This window comes from Pseudomonas wadenswilerensis (genome assembly GCF_900497695.1).
GTDB classification, from domain to species: domain Bacteria; phylum Pseudomonadota; class Gammaproteobacteria; order Pseudomonadales; family Pseudomonadaceae; genus Aquipseudomonas; species Aquipseudomonas wadenswilerensis.
The window spans coordinates 91,179-114,527 of the sequence record NZ_UIDD01000006.1; the positions used below are offsets into that span (position 1 = coordinate 91,179).

The 23,349-nt window shown below is 62.1% G+C and carries 20 protein-coding genes and 1 pseudogene; 13 read left to right on the forward strand and 8 right to left on the reverse strand.

Features of this window, described 5'->3' with window-relative positions:
* Window positions 1–117: 117 nt before the first annotated feature.
* The 9 genes and pseudogenes from CCOS864_RS09240 to CCOS864_RS09280 all read left to right on the forward strand — a co-directional run bounded on the left by CCOS864_RS09240 (window position 118) and on the right by CCOS864_RS09280 (window position 6,818).
* Window positions 118–843: a helix-turn-helix domain-containing protein gene (locus CCOS864_RS09240; RefSeq protein ID WP_244211891.1), complete on the forward strand. Its 726-nt coding sequence runs from the start codon at window positions 118–120 to the stop codon at window positions 841–843.
* The gene (gene sctC, locus CCOS864_RS09245) at window positions 840–2,369 is read left to right on the forward strand and encodes a type III secretion system outer membrane ring subunit SctC (RefSeq protein WP_115086033.1); all 1,530 of its coding nucleotides are present in this window, start codon (window positions 840–842) and stop codon (window positions 2,367–2,369) included. Before CCOS864_RS09240 ends, sctC begins: the two co-directional genes overlap by 4 nt.
* A gap of 3 nt (window positions 2,370–2,372) precedes the next feature.
* Window positions 2,373–2,633: a type III secretion system needle filament subunit SctF gene (gene sctF, locus CCOS864_RS09250; RefSeq protein ID WP_115086034.1), complete on the forward strand. Its 261-nt coding sequence runs from the start codon at window positions 2,373–2,375 to the stop codon at window positions 2,631–2,633.
* Between the two features lie 42 nt (window positions 2,634–2,675).
* Window positions 2,676–2,978 (forward strand): type III secretion system inner rod subunit SctI, encoded by a 303-nt coding sequence (gene sctI / locus CCOS864_RS09255; RefSeq protein WP_115086035.1) that lies wholly within the window; start codon window positions 2,676–2,678, stop codon window positions 2,976–2,978.
* Window positions 2,975–3,283, forward strand: a pseudogene (locus CCOS864_RS09260) (EscJ/YscJ/HrcJ family type III secretion inner membrane ring protein); the annotation flags it as partial. The gene sctI and the pseudogene CCOS864_RS09260, both read left to right, overlap by 4 nt.
* Window positions 3,284–3,374: 91 nt before the next feature.
* A complete protein-coding gene (locus CCOS864_RS09265) occupies window positions 3,375–4,079 on the forward strand; it encodes a hypothetical protein (RefSeq protein WP_115086037.1) in 705 nt (234 codons plus the stop codon).
* A 58-nt stretch (window positions 4,080–4,137) separates the two neighbouring features.
* On the forward strand, window positions 4,138–4,470 hold the full coding sequence (locus CCOS864_RS09270) for a hypothetical protein (protein ID WP_115086038.1): 333 nt from the start codon (window positions 4,138–4,140) through the stop codon (window positions 4,468–4,470).
* A 129-nt stretch (window positions 4,471–4,599) separates the two neighbouring features.
* On the forward strand, window positions 4,600–5,757 hold the full coding sequence (locus tag CCOS864_RS09275; RefSeq protein ID WP_208644365.1) for a hypothetical protein: 1,158 nt from the start codon (window positions 4,600–4,602) through the stop codon (window positions 5,755–5,757).
* A 38-nt stretch (window positions 5,758–5,795) separates the two neighbouring features.
* Complete coding sequence (locus CCOS864_RS09280) at window positions 5,796–6,818, forward strand: quinone-dependent dihydroorotate dehydrogenase (protein WP_115086040.1); 1,023 nt, start codon at window positions 5,796–5,798, stop codon at window positions 6,816–6,818.
* A 96-nt stretch (window positions 6,819–6,914) separates the two neighbouring features.
* Here CCOS864_RS09280 and rmf read toward each other — a convergent pair whose 3' ends face one another.
* Window positions 6,915–7,130 carry a ribosome modulation factor gene (rmf, locus tag CCOS864_RS09285; protein ID WP_010223328.1) on the reverse strand — a complete coding sequence of 72 codons (216 nt, stop codon included), beginning with the start codon at window positions 7,128–7,130 and terminating at the stop codon, window positions 6,915–6,917.
* A 539-nt stretch (window positions 7,131–7,669) separates the two neighbouring features.
* Between rmf and rlmKL the strand changes: the two genes are divergently transcribed.
* Both rlmKL and CCOS864_RS09295 read left to right on the forward strand, forming a co-directional pair.
* The gene (gene rlmKL, locus CCOS864_RS09290; protein WP_115086041.1) at window positions 7,670–9,868 is read left to right on the forward strand and encodes a bifunctional 23S rRNA (guanine(2069)-N(7))-methyltransferase RlmK/23S rRNA (guanine(2445)-N(2))-methyltransferase RlmL; all 2,199 of its coding nucleotides are present in this window, start codon (window positions 7,670–7,672) and stop codon (window positions 9,866–9,868) included.
* Window positions 9,869–9,970: 102 nt separating this feature from the next.
* A complete protein-coding gene (locus tag CCOS864_RS09295; RefSeq protein WP_115086042.1) occupies window positions 9,971–12,364 on the forward strand; it encodes a sensor domain-containing diguanylate cyclase in 2,394 nt (797 codons plus the stop codon).
* A gap of 7 nt (window positions 12,365–12,371) precedes the next feature.
* Here CCOS864_RS09295 and dacB read toward each other — a convergent pair whose 3' ends face one another.
* On the reverse strand, window positions 12,372–13,835 hold the full coding sequence (dacB, locus tag CCOS864_RS09300) for a D-alanyl-D-alanine carboxypeptidase/D-alanyl-D-alanine endopeptidase (RefSeq protein WP_115086043.1): 1,464 nt from the start codon (window positions 13,833–13,835) through the stop codon (window positions 12,372–12,374).
* 214 nt (window positions 13,836–14,049) lie between these two features.
* Here dacB and CCOS864_RS09305 point away from each other — a divergent pair, with 214 nt between their 5' ends.
* A complete protein-coding gene (locus tag CCOS864_RS09305) occupies window positions 14,050–14,394 on the forward strand; it encodes a YggL family protein (protein WP_115086044.1) in 345 nt (114 codons plus the stop codon).
* 57 nt (window positions 14,395–14,451) lie between these two features.
* Here CCOS864_RS09305 and CCOS864_RS09310 read toward each other — a convergent pair whose 3' ends face one another.
* The 6 genes from CCOS864_RS09310 to CCOS864_RS09335 form a co-directional block, all read right to left on the reverse strand.
* A complete protein-coding gene (locus tag CCOS864_RS09310; protein WP_115086045.1) occupies window positions 14,452–18,108 on the reverse strand; it encodes a transporter substrate-binding domain-containing protein in 3,657 nt (1,218 codons plus the stop codon).
* An 8-nt stretch (window positions 18,109–18,116) separates the two neighbouring features.
* Window positions 18,117–18,743 carry a response regulator transcription factor gene (locus CCOS864_RS09315; RefSeq protein WP_115086046.1) on the reverse strand — a complete coding sequence of 209 codons (627 nt, stop codon included), beginning with the start codon at window positions 18,741–18,743 and terminating at the stop codon, window positions 18,117–18,119.
* Between the two features lie 268 nt (window positions 18,744–19,011).
* Entirely contained in the window at window positions 19,012–20,343 is a 1,332-nt protein-coding gene (locus CCOS864_RS09320) for a deoxyguanosinetriphosphate triphosphohydrolase (RefSeq protein WP_115086347.1), read from the reverse strand.
* 465 nt (window positions 20,344–20,808) lie between these two features.
* Window positions 20,809–21,141 carry a hypothetical protein gene (locus CCOS864_RS09325; protein WP_115086047.1) on the reverse strand — a complete coding sequence of 111 codons (333 nt, stop codon included), beginning with the start codon at window positions 21,139–21,141 and terminating at the stop codon, window positions 20,809–20,811.
* Entirely contained in the window at window positions 21,138–21,515 is a 378-nt protein-coding gene (locus CCOS864_RS09330; protein ID WP_115086048.1) for a phage holin family protein, read from the reverse strand. Before CCOS864_RS09330 ends, CCOS864_RS09325 begins: the two co-directional genes overlap by 4 nt.
* Before the next feature lie 9 nt (window positions 21,516–21,524).
* On the reverse strand, window positions 21,525–21,839 hold the full coding sequence (locus CCOS864_RS09335; protein ID WP_115086049.1) for an ElaB/YgaM/YqjD family protein: 315 nt from the start codon (window positions 21,837–21,839) through the stop codon (window positions 21,525–21,527).
* 300 nt (window positions 21,840–22,139) lie between these two features.
* On the opposite strand from CCOS864_RS09335, the gene CCOS864_RS09340 reads away from it, so the two are divergent.
* Window positions 22,140–23,348: an ammonium transporter gene (locus tag CCOS864_RS09340; RefSeq protein ID WP_115086050.1), complete on the forward strand. Its 1,209-nt coding sequence runs from the start codon at window positions 22,140–22,142 to the stop codon at window positions 23,346–23,348.
* The last annotated feature ends 1 nt before the right edge of the window (window position 23,349 follow it).

The window sequence follows — 23,349 nt, forward strand, 5'->3', positions numbered from 1 at the left end:
TGTTGTGCTTCTGGAGCAAGGCCTGTGCCAGGGCCCATCAGCTTTCCATCAGGATTGCCGGGCTGCGCTGGCGCACTGTGGCGAGCTTTCCACCTGTCGATGCCCAAGGAGGCCATGGTGTCTCAGCCGCTCCTGTCACTTGAACTGAACGAGTACCTGGCCGAAGGGGTCTGGCACGTAACGGTTGGCCGTCATCCGCTGCGCTGGCAGCAGGGGGGAACGCAATCGAGCGTGGCGCCAGGTTGGCAGGGGTTGCTGGCGATTACCGCTCACAGTCGGTTCAATGGCCTGCCGGCAGATCTTCGAGTCGTCCGCTGCCAGTCCCTGACCAGGCTGCAGGTGTTCATTGACCAGGGCGAGGTCGCGCAGCACCAGCCCGTGACCAGCTCCGCGGCTGCCTGCTTGCCGTTGGCATTTGATGTGATCCGGGATACCCAGCTGCTTGAGTCCTGGTACATCCAGCAAGCGCTGGCTGCGAGCCTCGGCTTCGAACGCTTTGCCACAGCCTTGCGCAACAGCGAGGAATACTGGTTGGTCCGCTATCTGCTCGAGCAAGGTACTGGCCAGGACAGCCTGCAGATGCTGGCCCGGCGTTATGGCGTGTCGGTGTCGCACTTTCGCCGCTTGTGCCATCAGGCATTGGGCGGGGCGACCAAGCCGGCTCTGCGCGGTTGGAGGGTAGCGCGGGCATTGCTGGAAAGCATCCGTGAAGGGCGCTCGTTGACTGAAGTCGCGCAGAATCAGGGGTACTGTTCGTCCTCGCACTTTTCGCGGGAGGTGCGTGAGCTGCTGGGGGTGGCGCCCAGCCAGTTGGGCGATATCATCGGGACCCTGCGTCCATGACCGGGGTGGCGCGTTTCGACAGCCGTGGGCTGATCTGGTGCTGCACCCTGCTGCTGTGCCTGTTTCACAGCGCCATGGCGCATGCGGACAGCTACCGGGCGCGGGAAGAAAGCCTGCGCAGTTTCTTCGTCGCCCTCTCCGAGCCGCTGGGCAAGCCGATCATCGTCAGCAAGGCGGCTGCCGGCAAGCGTATCTCCGGTGATTTCGCCATGACCTCGGCGCAACAGGTGTTTGATCGCGTGGTGCGGCAGATGGGCCTGATCTGGTACAGCGACGGCCAGGCGATCTACCTGTATGACAGCGCCGAACTCAAGAGCGCGGTGGTCTCGTTGCAGAACACCAGCGTTGACAGCTTGCGCGCCTTCTTGCGCCGCTCCGGCCTGCTTGATGCCCGCTACCCACTGCGTGGCGATGGCCGGCGCACGTTTTATGTCTCGGGGCCGCCGATCTATGTCGAGCTGGTCCAGCGCTCGGCGGCCATGGTTGATCAGGAGCCGTCGCAGATCCTGCTGGGGCGCCAGCAGGTCGGGGTGATTCACCTGCTTAATACCTTTGTGGGGGATCGCCGCTATGAGCTGCGCGATCAGTCTGTCAGCATCCCGGGCATTGCCAGCGTCATCGAAAACCTGCTGCGCGACGAAAAAGCCCGGGTCGATCTGCGAGGCGAGCCCGGCTCAGTCGAGCAGGCGCCGGGCATGCTGACCTCGACGCTGAACGAGCAGTTGATCGAGGACGCCTGGGAGGGCGTGCGCCTGCCCGCGGAGCAAATGGCCGCGGCGAACATTCGTGTGGTCGCCTACCCGGATACCAACAGTTTGCTGGTCAAGGGCTTGCCCGAGCAGGTGCGTTTCATCGAAAACCTGGTCGAGGCGCTGGATACGCCCAAGCGCCATGTCGAGCTGTCGCTGTGGATCATCGATCTGCAGAAAGAGGCGCTGGAGCAGCTGGGTATCGATTGGCAGGGGCAGGTCAACATCGGAACGCAGTTCTCCATCTCGCTCAACGGTGGCTCGGCCACCACCCTCGATGGTCTGTCGTTCATCGCCCGGGTCTCGGCCCTGGCCCGTGGCGACCTGGCCAATGTGGTGGCACGGCCGGTAATCCTGACCCAGGAAAACGTCCCGGCGATCTTCGATAACAACCGCACCTTCTATGCGCCGTTGGTTGGCGAGCGCAGTGTCGATCTGCAGCATGTCACCTATGGCACCCTGGTCAGCGTGCTACCACGCTTTGCCTTGGGCGATGAAATCGAGATGTCGCTGAACATCGAAGATGGTAACGAGGTGGAGTCACGCCGTACTGATACAGTATTGCGCATCGAGGGCAACTTGCAGGACAGCCAGCTGGAAGCGACCCGGCGCTTCATTCGCCGATTCGAGCAGCAATGGGGCTCGGGCTTTGTGCACTTTTCCATCGTCCTTCAGGACGACCGGCTCAAGGGTCTTTCATACCAGGCGGGCGAGCAGGGGTACATCAAATCCTCGTCTACCTCCTGGCAATTTCATTCCTCCCATACAGGCAGTTGAACCATGCGCAGCATTTCAGATCCGGTCCAGTTTCATGATGATTTTCTCGGGCGTCAGGCAGATGCCTTCGAGCAGGGCGCGCAGGGGTTGAAAGAAGCCCTGGATAAAGCGCTGGAAGACTTGCAGGCCGATGCTTCCGACCCGACATTGCTGGCCGCGTATCAGGCGGCATTCTCTTCCTACACCGTATTTCGCAATGCGCAGACCAATACGGTCAAGGGCTTCAAGGACATCGACATGGCGATCATCCAGGCAGCTCGTTGATCGTCCCGGTGGCTGGTCACTCATTCAGGAGTATTTGCATCAATGGCTATCGATTCCATTGCCGGCCTTGCACCGCGCCAGATTCACGCGCTGCACCAAGGTGCTGACAGTGCTCCGGTGTCCTTGCAGGACCGCTTGCTGCAAGCCTTCGCTGAGTCGGCCCAGGCTAGCGACCTGCATGTAGCCGGTATCGAGCAACTGTTGCAGCGTCCCGACATCACCAGCCCGCAGGTGTTGGCGCAGTTGCAGGAGCAGACCGGGCAGTACAACGTCGATATCAATCTGCTCAACACCCTGGTACGCAAAGTCGTCGGCACTGCCGAAACCTTGTTGCGCCAGTCATGAGGTGGCTGCTCGGGTTGTTGCTTTGCCTGTTCTTGCTCGGCTGCCGCCAGCCGTTGCTGTTGCAGGGGCTGGATCAGCAGCAGGCCAATGAAGTGGTGGCCTTGCTGCAGCGCAACAACATTGCCGTGCAGAAAGTCGATACCGGCAAGAGCGGTTACACCGTACTGGTCGCGCAGATGGATTTCCCGGCTGCGGTTGACCTGTTGACCCAGTACGGCCTGCCGTCAAGGGCAAGAATGCAGGTGGCGCAAATGTTTCCTGCCGACGCCCTGGTGGCTTCGCCACGGGCGGAGAAGGCGCGGTTGGCCCTGCAGTTCTCAACCGATGTGGTTGCCCGCCAAGCCGAGCTGCCGGCAGCGCAAGCGGACCACGGACTTTTACGGATGGCCGTACAGCATGCTCGATTCATTGCGCTGTGAAAACGCACTTCCGGGCCTGGATCCGGTGCAGGTCCGTGCAGCCGAGCGGGCCCTGGCGCGACACTGCCAGGCCCTTGAACAGCAGGCCCGGCAAGCGGCCAAGCAACAGGTCGCCGAGGCACACAAGCACGCTCATGCAGTGCGTGAGGCGGCCAGGCAGCAGGGTTATGCCGAGGGCGTGTTGCACGCCGCGCAGGACCTGGCTGACGCCTTGCTGCAAAGCCAACGCTTGGCCGAGCAAGTGCGCCGTGAACTGATCGAGACGACGCGCGGCCTGCTGCGCGAGGTGTTTGGGCAGGTCGAGTGGCTCGAGGCGCTTGTCGATGGTTGGCCGGCAGCGGCCGTCGACATCGGCCAGCCCTTGCAATTGCAGGCGCCCCTGCACAGCAAGGGCGCGCACGCCCGAATCGTGAGGGCAATGGGCCGCCAGTGGCAGGGCGAGCTGCAGGTCGACTACCAGCAGCAAAGCCATTATCGCCTGCACCTGGGTGAACTGGCCCTGGAGTTTCATCCCGAGGTGATTGAAGTGCAGCTGGCCGAGCGGGTGCTGATGCGCTGCGACGGCCTGGCACGGCTAGACACCCAGCTGGATCACGCCGCACGGGTGACCCTGGCGGATAGCCTGCAGCGCTGGTTGGCAACGTCCGAACAGAGCGAGGAGGCAAGCCAGGATGCGAGTTGAGGGGGCCCCAGCAGCGTCGCCGCATGTAACAGAGGCGGTGCAATCCCTGGCGTCGCGAATGTCCCAGGCGCCGCTGCAGTTCGACGCTTTGTACCAGCAGTTGCGCACCCTGGGAGGGCAGGGCGCACAGGCGTTGTACCAGTGCATCCGCGACTGGCCGGACGGCCAGGGCGGCGGGCCGGCTTATCGGACTGTCGCCGCGCAGTTGGCGGTGGTCTTGCAAGTCTTGCAACAGCTCAAGGCTGACGGGCTGGAAGAGGATCTGCTGTATCAGGAGATGCGCGGTGTGCATACCCGGGTATTCGGTCTCGAGTTGCAGATGAAGGCGTTTTTGCAACAGGCGATGAATCCGCAGTGGGACGAGGACAGTCGCGAAGAGGTTGAGTGGTAAACACGCGCATTTATCAACAACAAAGAGGTAGTGCCAATGGTTGATTCAGTCAGCAGTGCCAGTCAAACCAGCTTTGTGCCGGTCGAGGCTCCAGAGCAGCCAACGACATCAGAGTATGTTGTCATCGATATGCCAGCGGATTTCGACCCGATTGACTTGCTGGGTCCGCAAGCGCCTTTGAGTCTTGAAGAGAAAAATGTCTGCATCGATATCCTCCAGACACTTGAAACCTTTGAGCAGCAAATCAGCGTGTCTGCGGAGGATGCCCAGGCAGTACAGTCCTTTGTGGCAGACGGCGTTGTTTCGCAAAGTAGTGTGTTCACTCATCAGCAGGGGCAGTCGTTGGAAACCGTGCCACAACGCATCGGTGCCGTGGCGCATTACCTGCAAACGCAACTTCGTGAAACCCTGGACACCCTGCCGCGACCACTCAGCAACCTGGCGGTATCCACCGCTTTCAACCTGCCATCGGTCTGCGCCCTGACCATGGCCCGCAGTGCGCTCAGTGCTGCAGTCGCCGAAGGCGTGTCAGGCTCGGCAGCGGTCATCACCGGTGCCGCCTGCTCGGCGTTGCCCTTGTTGTTGACTCTCGCCGCTGCCGGGCACCACCTCTACAACGGCACGGCAACCCCCGCATACCTTGCCTCCCAAGGCGCGTTTCTCGCTGTTTCGGCACTGATTCTTGGCGCCGCCCTGGCTACTGGGCCGGCGACGATCTTCGCCGGGTTGGCCGGATCGGCGCCGGCGGTAGCCCTGTATTGCCTCAGTCGCGACCTGTTGCAGCCGTTTCACGGGCTTGGCAGCAATACCGGGCTGAGCCTGCCGGTCAACCTGGTCGATGGCATCGCCTATGGCGCCCTGCAGTTCGCCGCCGGGGCCGCGGCGCTGTGGACGGATTCGGGCCTGGTGGGGGCCTTGATCAATGGCTTGATCGAAAGCGTTGAGCCTGCCCTCAATGAAGAGCTTTCGGCGTGGATGCACGGGCGCGATGAGGCAGTCGACGAGCAGTCGTTCAGGCTCAACTACGAAGTGCAGGTTCCCGGCTGGCGGCAAATCGTTACCCGTCTGGAAAACACTGGCATCCCACGCATGACCGCCTTTGCCATCAACTCCACCGGCGTGGCCACCGCCCAGCACATCGGCGCGATGGGCCTGAATGACAGCCAGAACTACTGGCTGGCCAACGGCGCCGGAGCGCTGCTGGCCACGTATATCCTGACTCCGTTCTATCAAAGCCACGCCCTGCAACCCGGCGAACTCGCCGAAGTGGTGGTCACCCGGCTATAATCGCCAACCCTTCGCCGCCACCCGAGTTCACGCCGCCCATGTATACCCTGGCCCGCCAGTTGCTGTTCAAGCTCTCCCCGGAGACTTCCCATGACCTGTCCCTGGACCTGATCGGCGCCGGTGGCCGCCTGGGCCTCAACGGGCTGCTGACCAAGGCGCCGGCCTCCTTGCCGGTCACTGTCATGGGCCTGAACTTCGCCAACCCGGTCGGACTGGCGGCGGGTCTGGACAAAAACGGCGCGGCCATCGACGGCTTCGCCCAGCTGGGTTTCGGTTTTGTCGAGATCGGTACCGTCACCCCGCGTCCGCAGCCAGGCAACCCCAAGCCGCGCCTGTTCCGCCTGCCGGAAGCCGAGGCGATCATCAACCGCATGGGCTTCAACAACCTGGGTGTCGACAACCTGCTCAACCGTGTGCGTGCAGCCAAATACCGCGGCATCCTCGGCATCAACATCGGCAAGAACTTCGACACCCCGGTCGAGCGCGCGGTAGACGACTACCTGATCTGCCTCGACAAGGTCTACGACCAGGCCAGCTACATCACCGTCAACGTCAGCTCGCCGAACACCCCGGGCCTGCGCAGCCTGCAGTTCGGCGACTCGCTCAAGCAACTGCTCGATGCCCTGGCCGAGCGCCGCTCGCAATTGGTGACCGAACGCGGCAAGCATGTGCCGCTGGCAATCAAGATCGCCCCGGACATGAGCGATGAAGAAACCGCGCTGGTCGCCTCGGCCCTGGTCGAATCGGGCATGGACGCGGTGATCGCCACCAACACCACCCTCGGCCGTGAAGGCGTCGAGGGCCTGCTGCATGGCGACGAGGCCGGTGGCCTGTCGGGTGCGCCGGTGCTGGAAAAGAGCACGCATATCGTCAAGGTGCTGGCCGGCGAGTTGGGCGGCAAGTTGCCGATCATCGCCGCAGGCGGGATTACCGAAGGCAAGCATGCGGCGCAGAAAATTGCCGCCGGTGCCAGCCTGGTACAGATCTACTCGGGGTTCATCTACAAGGGCCCGGCCCTGATCCGCGAGGCGGTGGACGCCATCGCTGCCATGCCGCGCTGAAACCGCAGGCATAAAAAAGGGCCCCCTCAAGGGGCCCCTGGGCCTTAGCCCGCCGCCCGGATGGGGCGCGCATGGTAATCGGATTCAGTTCCTCGTTCAGCCAACGGCGTGAAGTTCGTTGAGTCTATGGATACCCGCAGTGCCGGTCATACCGTCCCAGTTGTCGCCGCGTCCTTCGCGCCAGCCATTGATCCATGCCTGGCGTACAGACGGTAGAGTAAAAGGGCAAAGCTCGCGGGATTTGCCGGTGACCCCATATTGGTAGCCACGTGAAAATGCTCGTTCCAACGGATCACGCTTAAGTCTTCTCATAGGGTGTTGCCCTCACTTGTTGACTGTAATGTCCCGTCGACCTCTAGAAGGTCGGGCAGAATCGTTCTGCCGGTTTGCGCTCGCTGCCGGCGTCGCGAGCGGAAGTGTTGCCCCGTTGCGGTGACAACCTGAGACCAGTTCTAACCAATGCACGACACAGTGTGAATGATCGTTTTGTCATAAGGACGTAACCTTTCATAGGGTCAGAGGATAAGTAAATAAATGCGTCTGATTAGGATCTGACGCAAAGCCCGCTATGATCAGGGTTTGCTCTATAGCGAAGTCATCTGGCCATCGCTATGTGATAATTTGTAACAACGAAGGTAAAACGACGAAGGGTCATTTTCCCCGGTTTTTTGCCTGAATTTTTCATTCTGCCCGGCAATCAAAGACTTTTCAGCCCATGGCAAAAGTCAGATTGGCGGGCGGCCCGGCGCTAAAAGAGCGCCACTCGAACGCTGTGGAAAGGCGTTCGATTAAACATCGGAAGGGCGATGCGCTTGCCTTTCCACTTTATTGCTCAAGGCTCTGGATACCCCATGTCGGACCGTTTCGAACTTTACCTCACCTGTCCCAAAGGCCTTGAAGGCCTGCTTGCCGAAGAAGCCCGCGGCCTCGGCTTGGAAGAAGTGCGCGAGCACACTTCGGCGATTCGCGGCAGCGCCGACATGGAAACCGCCTACCGGCTGTGCCTGTGGTCGCGCCTGGGCAACCGCGTGCTGCTGGTGCTCAAGCGCTTCAACATGAAAAACGCCGACGATCTCTACGACGGCGTCAATGAAGTCGAGTGGCAGGATCACCTGGAAGCCAGCGGTTCGCTGGCAGTTGAGTTCAGCGGCCACGGCTCGGGTATCGACAACACCCATTTCGGCGCCTTGAAGGTCAAGGACGCGATCGTCGACAAACTGCGCACCAGCAGCGGCGAACGCCCGTCGGTGGACAAGCTCAACCCTGACCTGCGCGTGCACCTGCGCCTGGAACGCGGTGAGGCGATCCTGTCTCTGGACCTGTCCGGCCACAGCCTGCACCAGCGCGGTTACCGCCTGCAGCAAGGCGCCGCGCCACTGAAGGAAAACCTCGCGGCGGCGATATTGATCCGTGCCGGCTGGCCACGTATTGCTGCCGAAGGCGGTGCCCTGGCCGACCCGATGTGCGGTGTCGGGACCTTCCTGGTCGAAGCGGCAATGATCGCCGCCGATATCGCACCGAACCTGCGCCGCGAACGTTGGGGTTTCAGCGCCTGGCTCGGCCACGTGCCAGCACTGTGGCGCAAACTCCATGATGAAGCGCTGGCCCGCGCCGAAGCTGGCCTGGCCCGTCCACCGTTGTGGATCCGTGGTTATGAAGCCGACCCGCGCTTGATCCAGCCGGGGCGCAACAACGTTGAGCGCGCAGGCCTGAGCGACTGGGTGAAGATCTACCAGGGCGAAGTCGGCAGCTTCGAGCCGCGCCCGGACCAGAACCAGAAAGGCCTGGTGATCTGCAACCCGCCATACGGCGAGCGCCTGGGCGATGAAGCCAGCCTGTTGTACCTCTACCAGAATCTTGGCGAGCGTCTGCGCCAGGCCTGCCTGAACTGGGAAGCGGCGGTGTTCACTGGCGCGCCGGACCTGGGCAAGCGCATGGGTATCCGTAGCCACAAGCAATACGCTTTCTGGAACGGCGCCTTGCCGTGCAAGCTGCTGCTGATCAAGGTCCAGCCGGACCAGTTTGTTACCGGCGAGCGCCGTCAGCCGGAGCGCAACGGCGAAGCTGCCGAGCAGCGTTCACCCGCAGCCGTGGCCAGCGAGCCGGCTCGTTTGAGCGAAGGCGGGCAGATGTTCGCCAACCGCCTGCAAAAGAACCTCAAGCAATTGGGCAAGTGGGCCAAGCGCGACAACGTCAGCTGTTATCGCCTGTACGATGCCGACATGCCCGAGTACGCCCTGGCCATCGACCTGTATCAGGATTGGGTGCACGTGCAGGAATACGCCGCGCCGCGTTCGATCGACCCGGAGAAAGCCCAGGCGCGTCTGTTCGACGCCCTGGCAGCGATTCCGCAAGCCCTGGGCATCGACCAGAGCCGGGTGGTGGTCAAGCGCCGCGAGCGCCAGACCGGTACCCGCCAATACGAGCGCCAAAGCACCCAGGGCCAGTTCCTGGAGGTGCAGGAGGGCGGCGTCAAACTGTTGGTCAACCTCACTGATTACCTGGACACCGGCCTGTTCCTCGATCACCGTCCGATGCGCTTGCGCATTCAGCGTGAAGCGGCCGGTAAGCGCTTCCTCAACCTGTTCTGCTACACCGCCACCGCCAGTGTGCATGCGGCCAAGGGGGGCGCGCGCAGCACCACCAGCGTCGACCTGTCGAAAACCTACCTGGACTGGGCGCGGCGCAACCTGTCGCTCAACGGTTTCTCGGACAAGAACCGACTGGAGCAGGGCGATGTCATGGCCTGGTTGCAAGCCTGTCGCGACGAGTACGAGCTGATCTTCATCGACCCGCCGACCTTCTCCAACTCCAAGCGCATGGAAGGGGTGTTCGACGTGCAGCGCGATCATGTCGAGTTGCTCGACCTGGCCGTAGCGCGTCTGGCGCCGGGCGGTGTGCTGTACTTCTCGAACAACTTCCGCAAGTTCCAGCTCGACGAAAACCTGGCTGAACGCTATGCCGTGGAAGAGATCACCGCCCAGACCCTGGACCCGGATTTTGCCCGTAACAGCAAGATTCACCGGGCATGGAAAATTCAGGCGCGCTGATCGGCTGATTGTCGCGGGCGATGATTGCTTCGTTAATGGCTAATGGCTATAACTCAATCAGAGCCTGCGATCCGCTGGACGCTGGCGTTTTGAGTGCTTTCTATGTCGATGCACGCCGCTCGTCCGAAGATGCTCGGCTTTGTCAGCGAAGAGGTTTCCGCCTGGCTGGTGGCCGGGGTGGCGTTTGTGGCCGGCAGCCTGTTGACAGCGCTGCTGGCGCTGGCGACCCATGACCTGTACCGCCAGCAGTTGCGGCAACGTTTCGAACTGCTGGCCAGTGAGCGTTACAGCCGTATCGAAGAACGCTTCGAGGATCAGGTGCAGCGTCTTGATGGCCTGCGCCGTTTTTTCGTGTTCTCCTCCAGCGTTACCCTCGCCGAGTTCAACGGCTATGCCCAGCCCTTGCTGTACCGCACCCAGGCCTATGCCTGGGCGCCGCGGGTGGCTGGCGAGACGCGTGCTGCATTCGAACAAAGTGCGGCGCAGCTCCTGGGCAAACCCTTTGCAATCTACGAACTCGATGACGCCGGCACTTTGCAGGTCGCTACGCAACGGGCGCTCTATTATCCGGTTTTCTACACCCAGGCCCTGAGCCGCCAGGCCCAGCCGTTGGGGCTGGATATGCTGTCCCAGCCGCTGCGTCAGGCTGCCCTCGATCGCGCCCGGCAACCGGGCAGCATGGCCGTCTCGGCGCCCCTTAACCTGACCAATGTCGACCCGGCCTACGCGCGCGGGGTGCTGATGGTTGCACCGGTATTTGCCCCGGGCAACGCTGCAACGTCCCCCGACGGCTATGTATTGGCGGTGATCAGCTTGCAGCAGTTGATGGCCGAAGGTCTGCCCAGCCCGAGCCAGGACAACCTGATGGTGCGCATTCTCGACCTGTCCGGGCAAGGCCAGCATGAAGTGCTGTTCCAGTCCGGCAATGAAGGCGCCGACACTGATCTGGCCGCCAGCCACCTGTTGCGCCTGGCCGATCATGACTATCAACTGGATATCCAGCCCAGCCTGGCGTTCATGGACGCCAACCGCTCCTCGGCGGTCAACGCCGTGGTGCTGCTCGGCGGCTTGCTCAGCCTGTTGCTCAGTGCCTTGCTGTTCAGCCTGTTCGGCCAGCGCCAGCGGGCCTTGACCCTGGTCGAGCAGCGTACCGCCGAGTTGCGCGTCAGCGAACAGTCCCTGCGTGATACCCACAGCCAACTGCGCAGCGTGCTGGATGCCGCCACCCAGGTGGCGATCATTGCCACCAGTCTGCGCGGGGTGATCAGTACCTTCAACGCCGGTGCCGAACGCATGCTCGGCTATCACAGTGCTGAGGTCATCGGCCAGCTGACCCTTGAAGATCTGATATCGCCGCAGGAGCTGCAGACGCGTGCGCGGGCGTTGAGCCAGCGCTACGGCCGTGAGGTCAGTCCGGCTCAGGCGATGTTTGCCGAGACGGTCCAGGAGGGCGAGAGCGAACCGGGCGAGTGGACCCTGTTGCGCAAGGATGGCAGCCACCTGCTGGCCAATATGCTGGTTACCGCGGTGCTCGACGAGCACGGCCTGTGGGTCGGGCACCTGGCCATTTGTATCGACGTGACTGAACGCAAGCGCGTGCACGAGGCGCTGGCGGCCCGTGACCGGCTACTGGAAAAACTCAGCGCCGAGGTGCCTGGCGGCATTTATCAGTTTCGCCTCGATCCCGACGGCAGTTCCTGCTTCAGCTACGCCAGCGAGGGCTTGCGCGACATCTACGAGATAGATCCGCAGCGCCTGCGCGAGGACGCTACGGCGGTGTTCGAGCGCATTCACCCCGACGACCTGGCGCAGTTGCGTGCTTCGATCCGCTATTCCGCCGATCACCTGACGCCCTGGCGTGAAGAGTACCGAGTGCTGCTGCCGGTGGCCGGGATGCGCTGGATACGCGGTGAAGCTACACCGGAGCCGGCCGATCAGGGCGGTACCTTGTGGCATGGCTACCTGACGGATATCTCCGATCTGAAACGCGTCGAGGAGGAGCTGCGGGCACTGTCGGTGACCGACGCGCTGACCGGCATCCACAACCGTCGTTACTTTCAGGAGCGGCTCAAAGCCGAGCTCGAGCGGGCCCAGCGCGACAATCAGGACCTGGCCGTGATCATGCTGGACATCGACCACTTCAAACGGATCAACGACCTCTACGGCCATGCTGTGGGCGATCATGTGTTGCGCAGCCTGTGCCAGCGCATCAATCATCGCCTGCGCCGTACCGACGTGTTCTGCCGTCTGGGCGGCGAGGAGTTCATGGTCTTGTGCCCGGGCAGCAATGCCGGGCAGGCCTACACCCTGGCCATGGAGCTCTGGCAGGGCCTGCGCAGCGTGGCGGTGGACGGTGTCGGTGTGGTCACGGCGAGTTTCGGTGTGGCCGGCTGGCGCCCGGGGGAGGGCGCCGATGCCTTGCTGCTGCGTGCCGACTCGGGGGTTTACGCGGCCAAGCAGGCTGGCCGCGACCGGGTCGAGAGCGAACTGCCCTGAGCCAGGCTCAGGGCTGAACGGCGGCGGTGCGGTTGACCAGTTTCGGCTGGCGGTACAGGTCGAGCAGGACCTGGTCGAGCACTGCCGAGGCACCCCAGGGTTTCGGATCGTTGAGGATCGCGGCTACTGCCCAGGTATTGCCGTTGCTGTCGCGGCTGAAACCGGCGATGGCGCGGACGGTGTTCAGGGTGCCGGTCTTGATGTGCGCTTCACCGGTCATGGCAGTGCGCTTGAGGCGCTTGCGCATGGTGCCGTCCATCCCCACCAGCGGCATCGAGCTGATGAACTCGGCGGCGTACGGGCTGTTCCAGGCGGCCTGCAGCAGGGCGGCCATTTCCCGGGTGCTGACCCGTTCGGCGCGGGACAGGCCCGAGCCGTTTTCCATGATCAGGTGCGGCGCGGTAATGCCTTTTTTCGCCAGCCACTGGCGCACCACACGCTGGGCGGCGCGGGCGTCGTCGCCATCGGCATCGGTACGGAACTGCGCGCCCAGGCTCAGGAACAGCTGCTGGGCCATGGTGTTGTTACTGTATTTGTTGATGTCGCGGATGATCTCCACCAGGTCCGGGGAGAAGGCGCGGGCCAGCAGGCGGGCGTTCTTCGGGACGTTGTCGACCCGGTCGCGGCCCTGGATGCTGCCGCCCAGCTCGTTCCAGATGGCGCGCACGGCACCGGCGGCGTAGGACGGGTGATCGAGCAGCGACAAGTAGGTCTGCGAGTTGCAGCCATCGCCCAGCTGGCCGCTGACCACGACGCTGACGCCGTCGGCCTGTACCACCGGGTTGTAGCGCACGTCACCGCTGCACTGCTTGGAATTGACTGCCTTGACCTGGTTGTCGATGCGGATGTTGGCGATCGGCGGCTCGACCGACACCAGGACTTTGCCACCGTCGTTGCGGGCAACGAAGCGCAAGGCCTTGAGGTTGATCAGCAGCGAGTCGGGTTTGACCAGAAAGGGCTTGTTTTCATCACCGCCGTCGTCGTTGAACTGCGGCAATTGCGGCTGGACGAAATGGCTGCGATCGAGCACCAGGTCACCGCTGATGGTCTGCACGCCGTTGGCGCGCAGGTCGCGCATCAGCAGCCAGAGCTTTTCCATGTTCAGTTTCGGGTCGCCACCGCCCTTGAGGTACAGGTTGCCCTGCAACACGCCATTGCGCAGCGGGCCGTCGCTGTAGAACTCGGTTTTCCACTGGTGGGTTGGGCCGAGCATTTCCAGGGCGGCGTAGGTGGTGACCAGCTTCATGGTCGAGGCCGGGTTGACCGAGACATCGGCATTGAACACGGTCGGGGTACCCGGGCCGTTGAGCGGCAGCATAACCAGCGACAGGGCCGAGTCCTGCAGTTTGTTGGTTTTCAATGCCTGCTGCACTTTTGGCGAAAGCGTGGTGTTGACCGCAGCCGCGTGGCTGGAAAGCGCCAGCGGCATCAGCAGGCCGGCAAGCAGAAGAGGGCGAAGAGATCTGATCATGTGCGATAAAACCCTGCGAGCGAGGGGTGAAAAAAACGGAGCGAAAAAAGGTGAAGGCCCCGATACGGAAAAATATAGCGCGCATTATGCCCCAAGCCGAACGCCCATGGGCCTGTGAATACAGGATCACACTGCAGCTTATCGGCTTTTATTCCGGCAAGGGCCCGGCGAAACTGCTAAAGTGCCGCGCGTTAATACTCAAGAGGATTGTTTCATGGCCACTAACCGTTCCCGCCGTCTGCGCAAAAAACTCTGCGTGGATGAATTCCAGGAGCTGGGTTTTGAGCTGAACCTGGGTTTCAAGGAAGATCTGTCCGACGAAACCATTGATGCCTTCCTCGATGCTTTCCTCGAAGAAGCCATGGATGCCAATGGTCTGGACTATGTTGGCGGCGACGACTTCGGTCTGGTCTGCAAGGCCGAGCGTGGCTCGGTCACTCCAGAGCAGCGCGCAGCTGTTGAAAGCTGGCTCAAAGGCCGTAACGAGCTGACCAAGATCGAAGTCAGCCCGCTGCTGGATGCCTGGTATCCGGAAAAGCCGATCAACCCGGCTTCCTGATTCCGATGAAACGGCGGCCCCAGTGGCCGCCGTTTTCGTTTCAGCCCCGCCGCCTGTTCAGGCATTCCCGCGGGATCCAAGCGGTTGCGCTGGTTGTTCGTGTAGATACTTCTGCAACGCTTCTTCCAGGGCGCCCATGACGCTGACCACCTGGCGTTGGCGCCGCTCCAGTACAGGCGCCGCCTGGCTGGCCTGGCAATCGGCTTCCAGTTGCTCGCAGGCCTTGATCAAGCCGTTGGCCTGAATGATCCGTGCCGGGCCGAGGATCTTGTGCGCCTGGTTCCTCAGTTGCAGCGCGTCCTTGAGTGGATCGATAGCCTTGAGCAAGGCGCGGTCGCGTTTGAAACTGCGCAACAGCTCTTTGAGCAACTGGTGCAGATCGTGCACGCTGTCACCCACCACCGGCTCCAGAACCTGCAGGTCGAACGGCATCGGCGCGGCTGTCTGGCGGCGCGCCTGCACCTGGGGTGCTTGCGCCAGGCGCTGACCCAAGGCGTTGAGGCTGATGGGTTTGAGCAGGCAGTCATCCATACCGACCTGTTGGCAGCGCTCGCGCACTTCCGGTTGGGCGTTGGCGGTGTAGCCGAGGATGGTGCACGCTGGCCATTGATACTGACGCTCGTGGTCCCGCACCGCTTCGGCAAACTGGTAGCCATTCATCTGTGGCATGTTGCAGTCGACGATCACCACGTCGAAGTGGCCCTGGTGCCAGGCGCTGAGGCCGCTGAGACCGTTTTCGGCACTGGCATGTTCCAGTCCCAGGAAGTTCAGTTGCTGGGCGATCAGCAGCAGGTTGGCCGGATGGTCATCGATGACCAGCACTCGCAACGGCGGCAGCACGGCATTGGGGAGCGGCGCCGCAGGGGCCGGCTTGGAGGTTTCGGCCAGCAGGGTCAACGGCATGCTGATGCACACGCGGGTGCCCTGGCCGAACACGCTGTGCAAGGTCAGGTTGCCACCCATTGACTGGCACAGGTCATGGCTGATGGCCAGCCCAAGGCCAGTGCCGCTACGGGCCAGATTGCTGTCCGGATTGGCCTGGGCAAAGGGCAGAAACAGGCGCTGCTGGTCATCTGCGCGAATACCGATGCCACTGTCCTGAACCGTTACCTGCAGGATGGGCTGGTCGGGCGCGGGGCCCGGTTCCAGGGTCAGGTGCACGGTGACCTGGCCCTGCTCGGTGAACTTGATCGCGTTGCTGACCAGGTTCGACAGGATCTGCTTGAAGCGCAAAGGGTCGAGCAGCACCTCACAGCGGGCCTGGGGGGCAATCTCGAGGCTCAGGTGCAAATCCTTCTGTCGGGCCACGCCATCGAACACGCGGCCGACCGATTCCACCAGTTCCGCCAGGTTGACCGGTTCAGGCGCCAGGCTCAGGTGCCCGGTCTCGATGCGCGCCATGTCGAGGATATCGCCGATCAAGGCCAGCAGTTCTCTGGCCGAGTTGTAGGCAACCTCAATGGCCGGACGATCGATATGCCCCTGGTCGCCGCGGGTGAGGGTAAGTTCGAGCATGCCGATGATGGCGTTCATCGGTGTGCGGATCTCGTGGCTGATGGTCGCCAGGAAGACACTCTTGGCGCGATTGGCGTCATCGGCCCGCTGCTTGGCCAGGCGCAGGTCCTGGATCAGTTGGCGGCGCTCGCTGATGTCGATCCAGCCGCCAATAATGCCCTGCACCTCGCCGAGTGAGTCACGGTAAGGCAGGATCCAGTGGTAGATGGTCAGTTCACGTTCCTTGAGCAGCAAAGGCCGATCAACGATCAACGGGATCCCTTCGCGCATGACCTTCTGGTAATCGGCCTGTATCTGGCTGGCATAGCAGCTGTCGCCCAGGGTGCTGTCCTGGATGCTTTTACCCAGTACATCGTGAAGCTGCGCTTCTACCGCTTCCAGATAACTGTCGTTACAACTCTGCAACAAGCCGCCGCGATCACGCACGTACATCGGATGCGGCGTACCGTTGAGCAGGGCGCGCATGAATTCGAGCTGATCGTTCAGGGCCCGTTCGGCGGCCTCGCGTTGCTTGATCTGGCGGCGCATCCAGGCATTCCAGGCCAGTGACAGCAGCAGCAACAGGCTGGTGCCCAGGACCACCTGGAGGATCAGTCGCTGGTACTTTTGCCAGTAGGCGTCTGTTTCTGTGCTGTAACCACGCCAGCGACTGTTGATGATGCCCAGCTCTTCCGGCGCGATGCTGAGCAATGCCTTGTCGAGGATCGACGCCAGTTCCTGGGCGCCCCGGGCAGTGGCCATGGCGAAGGTGGCGGGTTCGGCGCCGACCGAGGAACGGATCATCAGGTCGCGCTGGGAAGCCAGGCTGAAATTGGCGTTGATCAAGGCGGTGATGGCCGCATCGACGTGCCCGCTGGCCAGCAGCGAGGTGGAGTAGAAGGTGCTCTCCGTCTCGACCAGCTGGATGCCCGGGAAGCGCTGGCGCAAATCATCGAACAAGGGGCTGTCGCGAGTGAGGGCCAGGCGTCGGCCTGTCATCTGCTCCAGGGAATCGGGCTGGTCAGCGCCCTTGCGCGTCAACAGTACGTAGGAGTTTTCCAGATAAGGCCGACTGATCGCCAGGGTTCCGGCACGACGCGGGCTGGGTGAGATCGCCGCGATGACATCCGCCTGATCATGGTTGAGGCGGTCGATCATGTCACTGATTCCACTGGCCCGCTGCACTTCGAAACGCAGGCCGGTACGCAGGCGGATCAGTTCCAGCAGGTCGGCGGCAATGCCGCGAAAGTTGCCGGCGCTGTCGAAGAAGGTCAGTGGCGCGGCGGTTTCGTTGACCACCACCCGCACCACCGGATGGCCGCTCAGCCAGCGCTCTTCGCGTTGTGACAGCTGCAGTTTGCGGTCGGTCAGCAGTACATCGCTACCGGCGCTCCAGCGTTTGAAGAGGCTTTCCCGCGTACTGCTGGACACCGCGTCGAGGGTGGCGTTGATCAGCTCCAGGAGCATCTGGTTGCTGCGCTGCACGGCGAAGCTGAAACCGACCGGCTCATGTTTACCGAAGTTGGCCATCTTGACGTTCTGCAGGTGGCCTTGATTGATCAGGTAGTGGGTCGAGATGGTGTCGCCCAGAAAGACGTCGGCCTGATCGAACGCCACGGCGTTCAGTGCGTTCTGGTAGGAGGGGTAGGACTGGATGGTGGCGTCAGGGTAATTGGCCAGTACCTCATCCATTGGCAGGTAGTGATAGACCATGCTCAGGCGCAGGCCTGCCAGGCCGGTGTCCAGGGGGCGGACTTCGTTCTCGCGGGTCACCAGTACCGGTTGATCCACGGCATAGGGGATGGACAGGGCGATGCCGGGCGTGGCTGCCTCGTAGCCGTTGGTGCTGCCCAGCAGGTCGATCTGGCCTTGAGCCAGGGCTTTCACCGCCTCCTGGCGGGTGGCGTAGCGTTGCACCCTGATCGGCAAGCCCAGGGCCGAGCCGATCAGGCCGGCGAAGTCGGCGGTCAAGCCTTCGTAGTCGCGCCCGCTGGCGGTCATGTCGAAGGGCGGGTAATCCGGCGCCGAAGTTCCCAGCAGTAACTCGCCCTTGCCTTTGATCCACAGTCGCTGAGCCGGGGTCAGGGGCAGTTTCATGGCGATTGGCTCGGCACGGCTGAACAGGGTGAGCGGGGTGGCCGCGACGTCGTCCGCCCGTGTGGCAATGCTCAGGCAAGCCAGCACAGCACACAGCAGGAGGGTAAGGCTATGCCTGAGCATGGGCGCTCTCAAACCAGGGCATTGCGTTTCGCCATTTCAATCAGTTCAACCAGAGAACTGGCTTTGAGCTTTTGCATCAGTCGTTTCTTGTAGGTGCTGACCGTCTTGTTGCTGAGGAACATGCCCTGGGCAATTTCCTTGTTACTTCTGCCTTGGGCAAAAAGTTGCAGTACCATCAGCTCACGATCATTGACCTGTTTGAACAGATCCAGGTCCGAGGCTGAATCATCGTGTTTGCGTACCGGATTGATGGCCTGGCTGGGGAAATAGTTATAACCCGATAACACCGCTTTTATCGCACTAAGCAACTCGCTGAGGTCTTCCTGTTTGCACACATAGCCTGCTGCGCCGGAATGCATGCAACGAATGGCAAAAAGCGCTGGCGATTGTGCGGTCAGTATCAGGATTTTCAGCGGGATGCCCATGGCATGGAAACGCGAGAGCACTTCCAGGCCGTCCAGCCGCGGAATGCTGATGTCGAGGATGATCAAGTCCGGCAGGCATTCGCGGACCATCTGCATGGCGTCTACGCCGTTGTCCGATTCACCGACCACTCGATAGCCTTCATTCTCCAGAAGCATGCGCACCGCCAGGCGGATGACCGGGTGATCGTCGACGATGAAGACAGAATACATGTTGAACTTTCCATAAAAGTGCCAGAGGGGTAGGGGCACCTTAGCGCAGAAAGAACAGGTCGCACATGAACTTGAGGTGAGTTAATTGATATATAGGAAAAGTCCTACTAACTTTGAAATATAGGATTACAGAGGCTTCTGCTAGATAGGGGTGTCAATGCTATAGATGGTAAGGTTATGTTGCGAAAGTTTCGGGTTGTTTATATTTGTTTCAAGTGTGTCAGTAATTTCCTGTACTGCCCGGTTGCCGGGCAGTACAGGCGGTTGATCAGCTCGGGCTCGAGCGGCCGGTCATTTCACGGGCCATTTCACTGGCATAACTGTCGGTCATCCCGGCAATGAAATCGATCATGCGCAGGAACGAGGTGTGTAGGGAGGCATCCGGGCTCGGCGCGTTCTTGCCCAACAGGTCGAGAATCCGCCGGCTCTTGAACGAGGGTGTACGCCCGCCATGTTGCTCCAGGGCGGCGCCACAGAACGAATTGAGCAGGATCTCCAGGGTCGTGTAGGCGCCGATTTCATGCAGGGTCTTGCGCTTGTCCTGGAAAATCTTCTTGCGTGCGATGTCTTTGGCCTGCAGCACACAGCGTTTGGCCGGGCCGTGCATATGCTCGACCAGGTCACCGTTGAGTGTGCCGGCCAGCAACGCGTCCTGTTGTTCGACGAAAGCGCGCGCCGCGGCATTGGTCAGGTGCTCAATGGCCTTGCCGCGCAGGATCGCCAGTTTGCGCCGGCGCGAATCGTCCGGGCCCAACTGGCGGTAGGTTTCCGGCAGGTCGTCACCCACCAGGCTCAGCAGCAGCGACTCGACCTCGGCGTAGTCGAGCAGGTCCATTTCCAGGCCGTCTTCAAGGTCGATCAGGGCGTAGCAGATGTCATCGGCCGCCTCCATCAGGTACACCAACGGGTGACGGGCCCAGCGTTGCTCTTCCAGTTGCGGCAGGCCGAGCTTGCGGGCGATCTGTTCGAGCAACGGCAGTTCGCTCTGGTAGCAGCCAAATTTGTGTTTCTTGTACCCCAGGGCGTCGGCGTGACGTGCAGTCCAGGGGTATTTGAGGTAAGTACCCAGCGTGGCGTAAGTCAGCCGCGTGCCGCCGTCGAACTGGTGGTATTCCAGTTGGGTGAGGACGCGAAAGCCCTGGGCGTTACCTTCGAAGTTGAGAAAATCGCCGCGTTCGGCGGCGCTCATCGCATCCAGCCAGCCGCGCCCGGCGGCCTGTTGGAACCAGTGGCGTATGGCATCCTCGCCGGAGTGGCCGAAGGGTGGGTTGCCGATGTCATGAGCCAGGCACGCTGACTGCACGACCATGCCCAGGTCGCTGGGTTCACACCACTGCGGCAGGCTGGCGCGCAGGGTTTCGCCGACGCGCATGCCCAGTGAGCGGCCGACGCAGCTGACTTCCAGGGAGTGGGTCAGGCGGGTGTGGATGTGGTCGTTGCTCGACACCGGGTGCACCTGGGTCTTGCGCCCCAGGCGGCGGAAGGCGCCGGAGAAGATGATCCGGTCGTGGTCTTTGTGGAACGGGCTGCGGCCGAGTTCTTCCGGGCTGTGCAGGGGTTTGCCGAGGCGTTCGCGGGTGAGCAGGGTGTGCCAATCCAAGGCCATTTCTCCGGTGCGGGGGGCAGGGGGGTAGCTTCGTGGTTTGGGTCGGGGGGTGCAAGTGGCTTTGTGAGCTTATCCGTTTGCTGTATGGGCGTTGCGGGCCCCTTCCGCCTTTACGGCGGCTTACTTTTTTCAGTCGAAAAAAAGTAAGCAAAAATTCTTGCCCCACCAGGGGCCCTACGCTGCGCTTCGGGTCCCCTCGTTCCGGTGTCGCTACGGGGCATTGCGAACTACGAGTTGCAAGCAACTCTACGTTTCGCAACTTCGGCTAACGCCGAAGGTGCTGCGCACTAGCCCCTTCGCAACACCTCCACTCGGCCCTTCTGGTTAACGGGGCCGGTGGATCAAGATCAAAAGCAGATCAAGAGCACAATTCGCTTCGCTCTTGCTAAGCGCGCAGATCTGTGGGAGCGGGCTTGACCCGCGATCGAGCGCGCAGCGGTCGTAGTTCAGGCGCTGCACTTAACGCTTGCTACCAGCCCCTTGCATGGCCAGCTTCAACAACGGAATCAAGCTGGTCCCCAGGCGCACCAGGCGGCTGACGCTGCCGCTGCGGGCGCCCTTGCCGGTCAGGAAACCCAGCAGCACCACGGCACCAATGCCCCACAGCGGCGCGTGCTTGATGCCCAGGCCGCCTTGCAGTGAGTCGCCCATGGAGCGCAAACGGGTGAGGGGGTTGAGCAGTTGCCCGGACTCATGGCGAATTTCCTGGCGGTGCATCTCCAGGCGCAGGCGCACCAAGGCCTTGCGCAGTTCCCGGCGATTGGTGGTTTGCGGTAGTTCAGGCAGGCTCATGGCAACAGGCGCTCCCGGTCCTTGGCAAGTTCTTCGAGGGTCGAGCTGAAGGGTGACGATTCATCGAACACCGCCGCCTTCAGACGCAGGCCGCAAAACAGCGCCGCCAGCCCGTAGAACACGCACAGGCCAATGATGCCGGCCAGGCGATAACTGTCCCAGAGCATCACCAGCACCAGGCCGGAGAGGGCGGTCAGCAACAGCAGGGCAAATACCAGGGCCAGCCCGGCGAACAGCAGCAAGCTGAGGGTCCGCGCTTTCTGCTCCTGCAGTTCGATGCCGAACAGTTCGACATGGCCATGCAGCAGGCCCAGCACCGCAGCGCCGAGACGCTTGCTGGAGGGGCCGGCACCGGCGAGTGGTTCGCTTTCCATGCTCGGTCCTCAGCGGCGGGTGGCCAAGAGGCCGATCAGAAAGCCAACGCCGGCGGCAATGCCGATCGACTGCCAGGGGTTGCCTTGTACGTAGTCTTCGGTTGCGCTCAGGGCCGCCTGGCCGCGTTCGCGGACCGAATCCTGGGTCAGTTGCAGGGTTTCCCGGGCGCGCAGCAGGCTGTCATGGATCTGTTCGCGCAGGTCGTCGGCCTGATCGCCAGCCAGGGTTGCAGTGTGCTCCAGCAGCTTCTCGGTATCGCGTACCAGGGTCTGGAAGTCAGCCATCAATATGTCTTGAGCAGTCTTTGCCGATTTGCTGGCCATGGGGCTCTCCCTAACAGTGTGTGTGGCTATTTCGAGTCGTGGGCGCGGGCGAAGGTTCAAGTGCAATTTGCTGGTACAGCTTTTGCTTTGCCGTGGTGCGCCGGGGCCGGTGCCTGCGCCGATTGTGGGCGCGGGCGAATACCGGACCTGTAAACCTTAACCCAATCCACGACAAACCCAAGGAAAAACTCCCGTACTACCCGGATCGGCCAGGGAGGTGGCCGCAACGACGATCCAGACTGGTGCACGAAGGAGTGTTTTTGAGCTGTCTTGGTGCTTTTTTGCAGGCCTGCCTACTCCATGGAAAATTTGCAAAGCGCAGTGGACACCCTGGTCCACGGCTCCAACACGCTGTTCATTCTGCTCGGTGCGGTGATGGTTCTGGCCATGCACGCAGGTTTTGCCTTCCTTGAGGTGGGCACCGTGCGGCACAAGAACCAGGTCAACGCCTTGTCGAAGATTCTCAGCGATTTTGCCGTGTCGACCCTGGCCTATTTCTTTATCGGCTACTGGATTTCCTACGGTGTCAGTTTTCTACAGCCGGCACAGGTGTTGAGCCAGGAGCATGGCTACAGCCTGGTGAAGTTCTTCTTCCTGCTGACCTTTGCCGCGGCGATCCCAGCGATCATCTCCGGCGGCATCGCCGAGCGTGCACGCTTCGCCCCGCAATTGTGCGCCACGGTGCTGATCGTCGCCTTCGTCTATCCGTTTTTCGAAGGTATCGTCTGGAATGGCAACTTTGGCATGCAGGTCTGGCTGGCGGAGCGTTTTGGCGCGGGTTTTCATGACTTTGCCGGCTCCGTCGTGGTGCATGCCATGGGGGGCTGGCTGGCGCTGGCGGCAGTATTGCTGCTGGGACCGCGCAACGGCCGTTACCGCGACGGCAAGCTGGTGGCTTTTGCGCCGTCGAACATTCCGTTCCTGGCCCTGGGGTCGTGGATTCTGATCGTCGGCTGGTTCGGCTTCAACGTCATGAGCGCGCAAACCCTGCAAGGGGTCAGTGGCCTGGTGGCAGTCAACTCCTTGATGGCCATGGTCGGCGGCACCGTGGCCGCCTTGCTGGTCGGGCGCAACGACCCGGGCTTCCTGCACAACGGCCCGCTGGCCGGGCTGGTGGCGGTGTGCGCAGGTTCTGACCTGATGCACCCGGTGGGCGCGCTGGCCACCGGGGCGATTGCCGGAGCCTTGTTTGTCTGGTGCTTTATTGCCGCGCAGAACACCTGGAAGATCGATGACGTGTTGGGCGTGTGGCCGCTGCATGGCCTGTGCGGAGTGTGGGGCGGGATTGCCTGCGGGATCTTCGGCCAGAGCGCCTTGGGCGGCCTGGGTGGGGTCAGCCTGATCAGCCAGTTGATCGGCAGCCTGGCCGGGGTGCTGGTGGCCTTGCTCGGCGGCTTTGCCGTGTATGGCAGCATCAAGCTGTTGCATGGCCTGCGCCTGAGCCAGGAGCAAGAGTACTACGGCGCCGACCTGTCGATTCACAAGATCGGCGCCACCAGCCAGGACTGAC